Source organism: Flavobacterium sp. UBA6135 (genome assembly GCF_002428305.1).
Classification (GTDB): domain Bacteria; phylum Bacteroidota; class Bacteroidia; order Flavobacteriales; family Flavobacteriaceae; genus Flavobacterium.
Genome location: NZ_DIVJ01000010.1, coordinates 46,978 through 61,591, shown reverse-complemented (window position 1 = coordinate 61,591; position 14,614 = coordinate 46,978). Strand labels below are relative to the sequence as shown.

The following is a 14,614-nucleotide window of genomic DNA, read 5'->3' as shown; positions in this document are numbered from 1 at the left end:
AGATGAAGCATTGGTTTATAAATATCTTGTTGATTGTGGTTGTGTTTGAAAATAGTCAAGCACAAGATGGTCCTGTTTTGACATTTAATGTACCTACTCAAAACACCTTACAATTTAATAGATTTTTGATAAACCCAACTTTTTCGGTTGTGAGAGAAAACGAAAATTACATTACAATGTATCACAGAAACCAATGGATACAATTTAAAGATTCACCAGAATTATATATGTTGAGTTATGCCGGAAAATTTAATGAAAAAGCCGGTGCAGGTATTGGTTTATACCAACAAAACTTAGGAATCATCACCAGTTTTGGTGGGATTGCAAATTATGCTTACCAACTGCAATTAGCAGAAAATATAAAATTAGCCGTAGGATTCAATTTGGCTTATTACTCAACGGGGGTTAACAGCAATAGAGCTGTAGGTAATGAGCCGGATCCTGCCATTTTAGAATTGTCTAACAATTCAATTTTAACATTAAAACCGGGGTTTAATGTTACATGGGGAAGTTTTGATGTTGGAGTATATGCTGAAAACTTAGTTGATTATGATTTTAAATCAAGTCAAATGGTTAAAGAATACTCCAACAAAACTTTTTCAGCACATGCGATGTATCATCACGACATGGAATCAAGAAAGGGGCTGTTTGAAAACGGTTATTTCAGACTGATGACCAGAGGAAAAATAAATGCTACGGAAGACTTTACCTTGGGTGGCTCTATTTTGGTAAACTTTCCTTATTTGGGATGGGTTCAAACCGGTATTGATGATTATTATGGAATTAGCATTGGAGCAGGAGCTCATTTGACACATCGCTTATCTTTAGGATATACCTATGAAAGAGTGATTAATGAAGGAGCTGTAAATTTTGGCCCAACACACGAAATTACATTATCTTTTAGATTGTCATCTACTACAAATAAAAACACAACTCGTGTTTTTAATTATACCAAAGGTCCGGTTGATGTTGCATCAAATAAATTAATAGCGGAAGAGGAATTAGAAGAAGATGTTGTGGTAATTGAAGAACCAAAAAAGAAACCTTTTAAAAAAGCAAATACTAAACTAACTACCGATACAGACGCTTTAGCCGTTTCAAAAGCATTAGAAATTGAAAAATTAAGAATGACCATAGACGATTCGAATCTTAAATTTTTAGAAATGATTGTAAAAGAAGATTCCATTCAAAAAATAAAATCTGAAGATTTTGAAAATAGGTTGAATAACATGATGGCTTATATTGCTAGAGTTGAAAAAACTGCACAAACCAAAGAAGAGTGTAACTGTGATGAAACGGAAGAAACAACAGTGGTAACCGAAACAACAACTACTGTTAAAAAAGGCGGAAAAACAACTCAAACTAAAGAAACTAAAAACGATGTTTCAACACTATTATCAGGAATGAAATCTGCATCACAAGTAGATGAAATAAAATTAGCTAACATCAAAAATTCAAGTGCGAATGAAGAAAAAGTAGACATAAACTCAAAACTATCCGGTATGAAATCGGGTTCAAACAAAGAAACGGTGGGCAACAAACCCTCTTTTACTTTGAACGATGATGAGATAAAAGAATATTACTCAAAACTAACCACCAAAAAAAGAGATACTGCAAAGAAAAATTATTTAGAAATTGCAAATCAAGAACCCGGATTCTACGTCATTGCAAACGTGTTTCCAGAACCTGCTTCTGCCGACAATTTTATCAGTCAGTTACGAAAACAAGGTATTAAAGCGAATTATTTTACCAATCCAAAAAACAACTTTAGATATGTTTATCTACGCAAATATAACTCATGGAATGATGCTCTAATTTCATATTATACTAATGTGGACAACACCTATTTTGACACGATTTGGATTATGAATATCAATATTAAATAAAAACCCCAATGAAAGCCCCAAAATTTCCTACTGCTATCAAAACAATTGTGTTATTCAATTGTTTGTTTCTCTTCAACTTGATTGCACAAGCTCAAGTTGCTGTTCCTTTCACTGTTAGATATGAAAACAATCTAAAAGGTGACATGACTTTAATTGCCAACAATATTGTTAACAGACAAACCACAACCGTTGGACCAAACGTTCCCTATAATACATTAGGAAGCATAACAGAAAGTAATGAGCTTTTTAACATGCGATATGTTGACATTGATAGTGATGCATCAACTTTCAGTTCAAGTAGTGCTGTGTTAACCTTGCCAAACGGAGGTTGTAACAAAATTGTATATGCCGGATTGTACTGGTCTGCCACTTACAGATTTAACACCGGATATTCTACCAGTCCAGGAGATGGTGATGGGATTCGATTTTCTGATTTTAACCAAGTAAAATTAAAAACACCGGGAGGTGCTTATCAGGATATAACCGGTCAAATTATATTTGATGGTTTCACAAGTCCCAGTTTTATCGGGAACAGTCCCTACGCTTGTTATGCTGATATTACAAATTTGGTAACCGGTCTGGCAAATCCGGAAGGAGAATATACTATTGCAAACATCAGAGCAACTCAAGGTTTTATATATGATGGAGGAATTTCCGGTGGATGGACCATTTTCTTTGTATATGAAAATCCTCAAATGCCAGGAAAATATATTACTTCTTATGACGGTTTTGCTGGGGTAAGAAACTCAATAGGAACAACAGATATTGAATATTCAGGATTTACAACATTACCACCACCTTTTCCGGTAAGAGCACAATTGGCTTCTGCCGCTTTGGAAGGTGATAATAGCATCACGGGCGATCGATTGCGTTTTAAGGCTTCAACAAATCCAACATTTACAAACTTATCAGGGGCATTAAAACCGGCAAATAATTTTTTCAACAGTAGAATTACGTTAAAGGATGTTGAATTCTTGAATAGAACTCCAAATAGCAGAAATACTTTGGGTTATGATTCGGATATTATAACTATTGCAAATCCGAGTAATTTGGTTTTACCAAACAACTCAACTGCGGCAACTTTGCAAATTACTTCAACACAAGACACTTACTTCATGTTCTTTAATGCGTTTAATGTTGAAATTATTGAACCCGAAATCAATTTAGTAAAAAACATTCAAGATATTGGAGGAGCAAACATTGGTGGGGCCAATGTTACATTGGGTCAATTTCTTGATTATGTAATTACATTTCAAAATATAGGTAATGATAATTCTACCAATTCGGTAATCAGAGATATATTACCAGTAAATACTAGTTTAATTTCAGTGGATTTAAGTGGAGCTCCCGGGGTGACCTACACTTACAATCCTGCCATTAAAGAACTCTTATTCAGTATTCCGGATAATCTATTAGAAATAGGTGATCCAATATATACTATAAGAATAAGAGTTCAGGTGGCATCTACTTGTAGTGAATTAGAAGATGCTTGTTCAAATATTATTCAAAATCAAGCTTATGCTACTTATCAAGGAGTTCTAAACAGTAATGTTATTTCTGATGATCCAAGTTTTGCAGGTTTAGATAGTTGTGGCTATGGACAACCTGGCCCTGCTAACTTTTTAGTTGATATTGACGATTGTATTTTTGCTACCAATGAAGTATTGTGTGGTAGTTCAATTATTTTAACTGCTGCTAATGGATATGATGCTTATCAATGGACAAACAGTAGTGGTAATGTTATCGGTAACAATCAGTCTATAACCGTTAATGCAGCTGGAACATATACTGTTGTAAACACTGCTGCACCACCTTGTATTGGAATTACACAAACATTCAATGTTACTTTATTTGGAGCTACACAAACTAATCCTATTATTCCTTTTGCTGACGAAGTAGTGGTTTGTCCAAATGATGGTGAGGAGTTACCATTAATCTTTTTATGTGGTGTAAATGACAGTCGATTACTTCAGATAAGTAATTCAGATGCGGTTAGTATTGTTTGGGAAGTTTTAAACGAAGCCAGTTGTCCTCCTGTTGGTGTTGATGATTGTGCAAACAAAAACACTGCTTGTGGTTGGTCAACTGTTGGAACAGGTCCAAATTATAATGCTACTGTTGCCGGTCAATATCGAGTGACACTAAACTATCAAAACGGTTGTTTTACCCGTTTTTATTTTAATGTATTTGCTAACTTATTAGACATTCAATACACAGCAACGAACATAATTTGTAATACACCGGGTTCGATTACAATTACAAATTTACCTAGTGATTATGAATTTCAATTGGTGAATCAAACTACAAACACTATTTTGGTACCCTATCAAAATAATCCAATATTTACTGTGGCTCAAGCAGGAGTCTATTTAGTACAAATCAGTCAAATTGGAGTGGTTGATGGATGTGTTTTTGAAGTACAGAATATAGGAATCCAACAAAATAACTTCCAAGTTAATGTTATTACTCAAAATGCAAGTTGTAGCGGACAAGGAAGTATTCGTTTGCAAGCCTTAAATGTGTTGCCTCAGTATTATTTCACAATATCCGGTCCGGTTTCAATTTCTGTTGGTCCACTTCAAGATAATGATTATACTTTTAACAACTTAAATCCAGGAACCTATACTGTAACCGTTACCACAGATGATGGCTGTTCGTTTACTAATACTGTCACAATAAATCCAAACCCTTTAAATTTAACAGCTCAGGTTTCGCAACATATTTCTTGTAATCAAGGAAACATTCAGATGAGTTCTGGAGGTGGTCAACCACCTTATGCGTATGCAATTTATAGCTATAATGGTGTGTTGCTAAACCCAACGGCTGCAAATTATCAAACTAGCGTAATATTTGATATTGATTTTGGAGGACAAGGAACTTATGTATTTATCATGGTTGATAATAACAATTGTTTTACCTTATCAAACCCAGTAACAATTGATTTGATTCCAAATGTTACAGTAAACACTACTGTGCAAAACGTATCTTGTAATGGAGGCTCCAATGGTTCGATCAATTTTGCAATTTCAAATGCAAGCGGATACAATATTTCTTATCAATTAGTTGGCGGAAATGGAAATATTATTTATACTGGTCCATCAGGACTTTTCACAGGGTTGCCGGCAGGAAATTATACTGTTAATTTAATTCAATCAAAAGGCAACAGAACCTGTACGTTTACTTATAATTTTACAATAACACAACCCGAACCAATTGTTGGAAGTGCTGCTGTTATTCAAAATTATACTTGTTTAACAAATAGTGGCTCTATAGGTATTGTTGCAGGAAGTGTTTCCGGTGGTACGCCACCATATCAATACAGTATTGATGGAATTAATTTTGGAGCTGCAACTACATTTACCGGTTTAACAGCAGGAACCTACACCATCACAATTCGTGATGCCAATAACTGTATTGCAACTACAAACGCAATAACTTTTGCTCCATTAAATCAAATAACTGATTTAAATTTTACGGCTTCGACGGTAACCTGTCCAGCTCTTTCTTCAAACATTACAGTAAGTACAGTTGGTGGAAATGCCCCTTTTATATATGAAATAATTGCTCCTACGGGTCAAGCTGTAAACAATGGAAATAACCCTACTTTCAATGGATTAGCTCCGGGAACTTATACATTTTTAGTTACCGATAGTAACGGATGTTTTTATCAAGAAAACTATACTATTTATCCTATTACGCCAATCACTGTTGTTGGTGTTTTAGTAGCCAATGTCGTTTGTTTGGGTGATTCAAATGGTGCGTTAACTTATACTGTAAACAGTCCAAATCCATACAACTATACTGTTATAAATGGTTCTGGAATAACGGTTGCTTCAGCTTCAAACAGTAGCTTATCAACTATTCCTTTAACGGGTTTACCGGCTTCAACTTATACTATTACAGTAACAGATACAATAACAAATTGTAATGCAACTACTGTTGTAACCATTGCAGCACCTTCGAGTGCTTTGGCAATGACCATTACTACAAATCCGATTACGTGTTTATCAAATGGAAATGTAACCGCTACCGCAACAGGAGGTTGGGGAAGTAATCAATATACATTAACGCAACCTAACGCAACTGTTGTTGGTCCTCAAACAAGTGGTTCATTTGGAAACTTATCACAAACAGGATCTTACACTATTTCGGTTACTGATGCAAACGGATGTATTGTTTCCTCAACATTTACTTTAGCAACTCCTCCAATACTAACCGCTTCCATTGCTGCTTCATCGGACATTTGTTATGATACAACAAATGGTGCTACTTTGGTGGTTTCTGTTACCGGCGGAACAGCTCCATTTGTATATAGTATCAATGGTGGACCAAATCAAAATTCAAATACTTTTGCAAATCTTGCACCGGGAAGTTATACAATCGTTGTAACAGATTCATTCGGATGTACTGCAACAGTATCTCAGACTATTACCCCTCAGTTGCTGGCAAGTACTTCAATTGTTAAAGGTTTAGATTGTACTGCTAGTCCAGATGCTCTTATTGAAACTTCAATAACCGGTGGATTAGCACCCTTTACCTATCAAGTTGCAATCAATGGTGGTGCTTTTGGAGCTTCAACTGCTGTAATTGGAACAACTTTGAGTTATCAAACAGCCACTGCAGGAACCTATCAATTCTTGTTTACAGATGCTCAAGGCTGTACTTTTACATCGGGTGTTTATACAATACAACCTATCACGTTACCAAATATTACTTCTGTTATTCAAACACAAAACATTTTATGTTATGGTGAAGCTTCAGGAGCAATCTCAATAACTTTAGACAATACTGTTGGAACAGCTCCATTTACTATTTCAGTTGTAAATACTACCACTGGCGTGAATTATGGAAATCAAACAGCCGGCTTAACAGCCGGAAGTTATATAATTACTCTTACTGATGCTAATAACTGTAGTGACTCAGAAACAATTACAATTACACAACCTGATTTAATTACGTATGACATTTCACCTGTTCCTATTACTTGTGATCCTTCTACTGGAACTAATCTAGGACAAATAACAATTCTAAATGTAACCGGGGGTGTTGCTCCATATACTTATTATTTGACTAATAATTTCGGTGATACATTTACGCCTTATTTGGCTACAACAGGACAAGATTACACCTTTACAATTGTAAATTTTGGAATTTATCAAGTGGATGTTATTGATGCCAACGGATGTTCTGTTGTTACTGCAAACATAAATATTGCATCTCCTCCGAATGATTTAGAGATTGACATTTCAACAACTACTGTTGATTGTGTATCCGGAGGTACTGCAATTGTTTCTGTAACTGCCTCTGTAATTGGTGGTCCTTATGAATTTGGTATTTTAGATTCAAATACATCTCCTTATTCCAGTAATTTTATTCCTTCAGATGTTCCTGGTGGAAGTACTGCAACTTTTACCGGATTAGTGCCGGGAGTTACCTACACGTTTGTAGTTTTTGATCAAACCACAAATTGTTACTTTATCAAATCTGCAGATTTACCAATTCAATCGCCGTCTGATTTAACCGCTACTTTAGATGTTATTAGTAATGTAAGTTGTACCGGAAATGTTGATGGTAATGTAACCTTCACCTTTAGTAACTATAATTTTGGTGCAACTAGTGTTACTTATGAAATTTTTAATTCACAATTTAATACCTCAACAGGTTTTTCTGGAACAACTTCCCCTCTTCCCGGAGGTCCGGTTACTATTTCAAACTTTGGTCTTTTAGGTCCCGGTACTTACTATATTTTATTTACAGAAATTGGTGGAGCATTCGATGGTTGTTCAACAGCTTCTGCTTCCTTTACAATTTCACAATCTACAAACTTGCTTCAAGTTACTGCCTCAATTAGTCAAAATGATAATTGTAATCTAAACGCAGGACAAATTACAGCAGTTGGTCAATTTGGAACACCTCCATATCAATTCCAATTGACAAATGCAGGAGATCCTGCTCCAACTGCTGCAACATGGACAGGTTCTAGCGATTCAGTATTTAATGTTGAAGCTGGAAATTATGTGATTTATATCAAAGATGCAAACGATTGTATTCAAGCCACCCCTTCTACCATAATTGTTGTATCAGATCCGGAACCGGTTATTACTGCTTCCGTAAACAATCAATGTAATACACCAGATGGTAGTTTCATTATTACAGTAAATAGAACTACAGACGGAATTGCACCATACAGTTATAGCTTTAATGGTGGTGCTTTTCAAAGTCAAGCTGCGTCTACTTTCACGTATACCAACTTAACTTCGGGAACTTATACTATAGAAATTCAAGATGCAAACGGATGTGGCAACTTAGTAAGCGTAACTATTTTACCTGCACAAAACGCAAGTCCGGTTATTGATGCCTTACCAACTTGTGCGGATAATGATGGTGTTATTTCTGTGATTCCTTCGGGAGGTTCAGGAAACTATGAATTTACTTTACAAAATAATTTAGGTGTAACTATTCAAGGGCCACAAGCAAGTTCAACTTTTAATGGTTTGGCTGCAGGTGATTATACTGTAATTGTTACAGACACCACTAGCAGTTGTTCTTCATCCGCAAGTGTTACATTATCTGTTCCGGCTCCTGTTGTGTTTACAACTACAACTGAAAACGTTAGCTGTAACGGTGGAAGTGATGGAAGTATCACTATTGTATTAGATGCTTCAAATACAAATCCTCCTTATGTATTTTCAGTAACAGATGGAATTAATCCTCCAATTGTTCAAAACAACGGATTTTTTACAGGATTACCTGCGGGAACTTATACTGTTACTGTTACTTCTGATAGAGATTGTCAAGATGTTCAAATCATTCAAATTACTGAACCTTCCTTGTTGGCAATAAGTGCTACTGCAACTTCTTTTGTATGTGATGCGTTGAATACTGTTCAAACTTCAGTAATTACTGTTACGGTTTCAGATGATATGTTTGGAAATCCGTCTGGAACTGCACCGTATAATTACAGTATAGATGGAACAAATTATTTTCCAACAAATACATTTAATGTAGTTGATAATGGTGCTGTTCAAAACATTACTGTTTATGTAAAAGATGCAAACAACTGTATTCAAACAACAAGTGTTATCATTAATCCGTTACCAACAATTACAGCGGTAACTGTAACCCAAACAACAGCTATAACTTGTATAAATGATGCTATTGTTACAATTGGTGTTGTTGGTGGTTCCGGTGATTTCACTTATGAATTACTACCAAGTGGTCCGGTTCAAGTTAATAACCCGATATTCGCATTAACAACGCCGGGAAGTTATGTATTCCAAGTAACCGACAATGTAACAGGTTGTTATAGTTTGACAACTCCATTTGAAATTGCTCCTTTCGATACTATTGATGTGGTGATTACAGCAAATTCACCTGTAACTTGTTTTGGTGATACTGATGGAACTGTAACCATTGATGTTACAGGTTATTCAGGAGCTTATTCTTATGAAGTTCAAAATAATTTAGGTGCTACTATTGCTTCCGGTAACGGAAACACTTCCGTAAATCCTTTTACAATTACCGGATTACTTGCAGGTAACCATCAAGTTACCATCACGGCAACTGATAGTCCGTTTTGTACTGCAATTTCTGCTACAACAACTGTTGGTTCACCTGACAGTCCGTTACAAATTGTTGCAACAGAAACAGCCAATGTTACTTGTGATAACAATTCAGGAGTTATTGTTGCAACAGCAACCGGAGGTTGGGGAAGTTATCAATACCAATTGGTAAATAACACAACTGCTACAACGGTTTATCCTTATGGAACTATTTCAACTTTTGAAAACTTAACTGCCGGTAATTATACCGTTTTTGCTCAAGATGCAGGAGGTTGTATTGTTCAAACCACTGTAATTTTAATACAACCGGCATTTATTAGTGCAACTATTACAAGTACCAATGCGTCCTTGTTGTGTCATGGTGATACAAACGCAAGTGTATCTGCGGTAAGTGTTACAGGTGGTCAAGGTTCGTATCAATATATTTTAAATATTTATGACGCAGCAGGAACTACTATTGTTTTTAGTACTGACGCACAAATAAACAATACTTTCACCGGTTTAGGTGTTGGTATTTATAGTATAACCATTACAGATGGTTGGAATTGTGATTTTACAACAAATACGGTAACCATTACAGAACCATCACCAATTGTTGCTTCGTTGTCATTAACAGATACATTAACTTGTACAACGTTAGCAGAAGTAACTATTTCTGCAACAGGTGGTACGCCTCCTTATTTATACAGTACAGATGGTGTAACTTATACAACAACAACAATTTATCCTGTTGGTGCCGGTACTTACCAGTTTTATGTAACCGATGCCAATAATTGTACTGCTGTTTTATCGAATCAAGTAACAATTCTTCCGGTACCGGCTTTAGAGTTGAACTTAAATTTAAATAGTGCTTCAATCAACTGTTTTGGTGAAGCAACAGCTACCATTTTTGCTGATGCTACAGGTGGTTTAGGAAATTATAACTACACCTTACTTGACAATGCAAACAATGTATTGGCCGGACCACAAACAAGTGGAAGTTTTTTAAATTTAGCATCCGGACAATATGTAGTAACTGTAACTAGTGGCGATTGTAGTGCCACATCTTCTGTGATTACCATTACAGATCCACAACCGCTAGTTGTATCTTCCATAAACATAACCAATGTATTATGCTTTGGTGGTGAAAATGGTGCCGTAGAAATTATTGCATCAGGTGGAACAGGTATTATTCAATATGCCATATCTCCAAATCTAAATCAATTTTTCAATACCAATACTTTTACAAATCTTGCACCGGGTAATTATGATATTATCGTTCAAGATCAAGCGGGATGTTTTGTCCTGTTAAACATAGATATCATTGAACCTGCAGAATTAGTTGCAGATGTTACAAATGTGGTTCAAAACCTTTGTTTAGGTGATGATGATGGTTCATTTGACATGTTAATTACGGGTGGTACACCTCCATATTCAACTAGTTTAAACAACCCTGATCCATCAAGTTATGTTCAAGATCAATTGTCATTTACCGGTTTAGCAGGTGGTCAAGCTTATTTTATCTTTGTAAAAGATGCAAACGACTGTGAAACTGTAGCTTTTGTTTCCTTGGATGTTCCTGTTGAGGTTATTCCAAGTGTAACTATTGACTACAACTGTACAGGAAACGTACCCGGAAATACCGTAACGGTTTCAGTAAATGCTGATGTTGTAAATGATGTAACCTATTCTTTAGATGGTGGTCCTTACCAAGTGAGTAACATTTTCCAAAATCTTACATCAGGAACACACACCATTGATGTGCAACACACAAACGGATGTATCAAATCTGTTACTTTTGATATTGATGCTTATGATCCAATCCTATTAACTGTTACTTCTGCTGATGATGTGTTGTGTAATGCCGGAAATACAGGAAGTATTACTGTAAATGCAACCGGTGGTTCTGGAGCCATTCAGTATGCAATTTCTCCAAACTTAACCGTATTTACATCACAAAATGTGTATACAAACTTAACTGCCGGAAATTATACTATTATTGCACAAGACGCTTTAGGTTGTACTGTTTCAGAAACAGTTACTATTAATGAACCTTCTGCAATCGGAATTACCCTTGGAACAATTGCACAAGAATTGTGTACAAATGATGCTAATGGTTCTATCACTATCAATGTAACAGGTGGAGTAGCTCCTTATTCAACTAGTTTGAATAATACTACTTCTTATGTTCCAAATCAGTTTACGTTCTCTAACTTAGTTGGAGGTCAAACCTACACGATTTATGTTCGCGATGCAAATAATTGTGACTCTTCAATTCAAGTAACATTAGATGCTCCGGTAACAATTAATCCTACTGCAGCGGTAACTTATTCCTGTACCGGAAATGTTGCAGGAAACACAGTAACTATATCTGTTGATTCAAGTGTTGCTGGTTCAGTAACCTATTCGTTAGATGGTGGTGCTTATCAAGCAAGTAATGTTTTCCAAAACCTTACAGCAGGTTCACACACTGTAAACGTGCAACACACCAATGGATGTATCAAACCAGTAACCTTTACTATTGATGCATACAATCCAATTGTCTTGACACTTTCTTCTGTTATTGATGTGTTATGTAATGGCGGAAATACAGGTAGTATTACAGCAAATGCAACAGGTGGTTCAGGAGCCATTCAATATGCAATTTCTCCAAACTTAACCGTATTTACATCACAAAATGTGTATACCAACTTAGTCGCGGGAAGTTATACTATCATTGCTCAAGATGCTATTGGATGTACAGTTTCTGAAACAATTACCATCAATGAGCCAACTGCAATCGGAATTACTCTTGGAGCAGTTACGCAAGAATTGTGTACCAATGATGCTAATGGGTCTATCACAATCAATGTAACAGGTGGAGTAGCCCCTTATTCGACTAGCTTGAATAACACTACTTCTTATGTTCCAAACCAATTTACGTTCTCCAACTTAATGGGTGGTCAAACCTACACGATTTATGTTCGTGATGCTAACAATTGTGTTTCGTCCATTCAAGTAACATTAGATGCTCCGGTAACTATAAATCCTACTGCTGCAGTAACTTATGCTTGTACAGGAAATGTTCCCGGGAACGCAGTTACAATAACTGTTAACGCAAGTGTTGTGAGTTCAGTAACTTATTCTTTAGATGGTGGTGCTTATCAATCAAGTAATGTTTTCCAAAACCTTACACCGGGTTCTCACACTGTAAATGTACAACACACCAACGGATGTATTAAACCGGTTACGTTTACTGTTAATCCAACAACACCAATAACTTTAAACTTAAGTTCAGTGGTTAATGTTGCTTGTAATGGAGCAAATACAGGAAGTATTACGGCAACAACAACCGGAGGAACGGGTGCTATTCAATATGCTATTTCTCCGAACTTAACTGTATTTACATCACTGAACATATTCAATAATTTAGCAGCAGGAACTTATACTGTTATTGCTCAAGATGCCATTGGATGTTCCACCTCACAAACTGTTACTATAACGCAACCAAATGCAGTTGTTATAACTGCCGGAACTGTTGTTCAGGAATTGTGTTCGGGTGATGCAAACGGTTCCATTACAATCAATGTAACCGGAGGAGTTGCCCCTTATGCTACAAGTTTAAACAACACCTTTAACTTCATTCCAAATCAATTTACATTTAATAACTTGGTAGGAGGTCAAACGTATACGATTTATGTAAGAGATGCTAACAACTGTATATCTTCAATTCCGGTAACCTTGAACCCTTCAGTAACAATTAATCCAACTGTTGCAGTTGCTTACAATTGTTCAGGAAATACGGTTGGAAATACCGTAACGGTGTCAGTAAATGCATCCGTTAGTTCTTCTGTTCAATATTCATTAGATGGTGGTGCTTATCAAAGCTCACCAACATTTACAAACGTTACGGTTGGTTCACACTCCATTACTGTATTACATACTAATGGATGTCAAAAATCAGTTCCATTTACCATTAATCCAACAACACCTTTACAAGCAACTTTTTCAATAGTTCATGTTACTTGTTTTGGTCTGACAAATGGAAGTATAACCGTAAACCCAACTGGTGGAACAGCTCCATATCAATATGCAATTTCTCCAAATTTAACTGCATTCGGTTCTTCAAATGTATTTAACAATTTGGCTGCAGGAAATTATACTGTTATAGTTAGAGATGCTATCGGATGCCAAGTTGAACAACCCATTCAAATTAACGCACCTGCTGCTCTCAATGCAACTATTGACTCCATAATACAAGATTTGTGTGTTGGTGATTCTGATGGAGCAATAACAATTGCGGTTTCAGGTGGAACAGCTCCATATGCTACAAGTTTGACTCAAAACGGAAATTATGTAGCCAATCAGTTTACATTCGAAAACTTACTTGGTGGTCAAACCTACACGGTTTATGTTCGTGATGCTAATAACTGTCAAACTTCTGTTTCTATTACGCTTGATCCATTTGTAGATATTCAAGCTCAAGTAGCGGTTGACTATGGTTGTTTGAGTTTATCCGCAGAAAATACGGTTACTGTAACTGTTAATTCAACAGTGGTTGGTAGTGTAACTTATTCGTTGGATGGAATGCCATTCCAAAACAGTAATATCTTTACCAATATAAGCAATGGTCCGCATACGGTAATGATTGTTCATACCAATGGTTGTTCTGATGAAGTTTCTTTCAACATTTCAAATCAAACACCACTTTCGTTAACTTTAGTTGAAAGTGCCATGAATCAAATTACAGCAACAGCTTCAGGTGGTTCAGGAGTTTATACCTATTATTTGAACGGACAGAATTTTGGAACACAAAATGTTTTCCAAATCTTTGCCACAGGAACTTATGTCGTTCAAGTTAAAGATTCCTATGGTTGTATTGCTGAAGAATCCATCTTTATTACATTTATTGATATTGAAATTCCAAACTTCTTTACGCCAAATGATGATGGAGAAAATGATTTATGGACACCAACTAATTTGGATGGATTTCCAAATATCAGAATCTATGTTCACGACCGATATGGTAGAAATATCACTCAATTTGGTCAAAACGGAGGATGGGATGGTACTTATAATGGAAAACCATTGCCAACAGGTGATTATTGGTATACCATAACATTACAAAACGGAAGAAAAATAGTTGGAAATGTAACCTTATATAGATAAATTTATGGACTGACTCCAAGTTCCCAAAAACTTGGAGTT

At 35.9% G+C, this 14,614-nt stretch carries 2 protein-coding genes; both read left to right on the top strand.

The window, feature by feature from the left end:
* Positions 1-2 precede the first annotated feature (2 nt).
* Complete coding sequence (locus B3L86_RS02665) at positions 3-1,886, top strand: PorP/SprF family type IX secretion system membrane protein (protein ID WP_291114773.1); 1,884 nt, start codon at positions 3-5, stop codon at positions 1,884-1,886.
* Between the two features lie 8 nt (positions 1,887-1,894).
* Positions 1,895-14,575 carry a T9SS type B sorting domain-containing protein gene (locus B3L86_RS02660; RefSeq protein WP_291114771.1) on the top strand — a complete coding sequence of 4,227 codons (12,681 nt, stop codon included), beginning with the start codon at positions 1,895-1,897 and terminating at the stop codon, positions 14,573-14,575.
* The last annotated feature ends 39 nt before the right edge of the window (positions 14,576-14,614 follow it).

What these genes read in the sequence shown, in the direction of transcription:
- B3L86_RS02660 (WP_291114771.1), top strand. Translation starts at nt 1,895, where the DNA reads ATGAAAGCCCCAAAATTTCCTACTGCTATCAAAACAATTGTGTTATTC.
- B3L86_RS02665 (WP_291114773.1), top strand. Translation starts at nt 3, where the DNA reads ATGAAGCATTGGTTTATAAATATCTTGTTGATTGTGGTTGTGTTTGAA.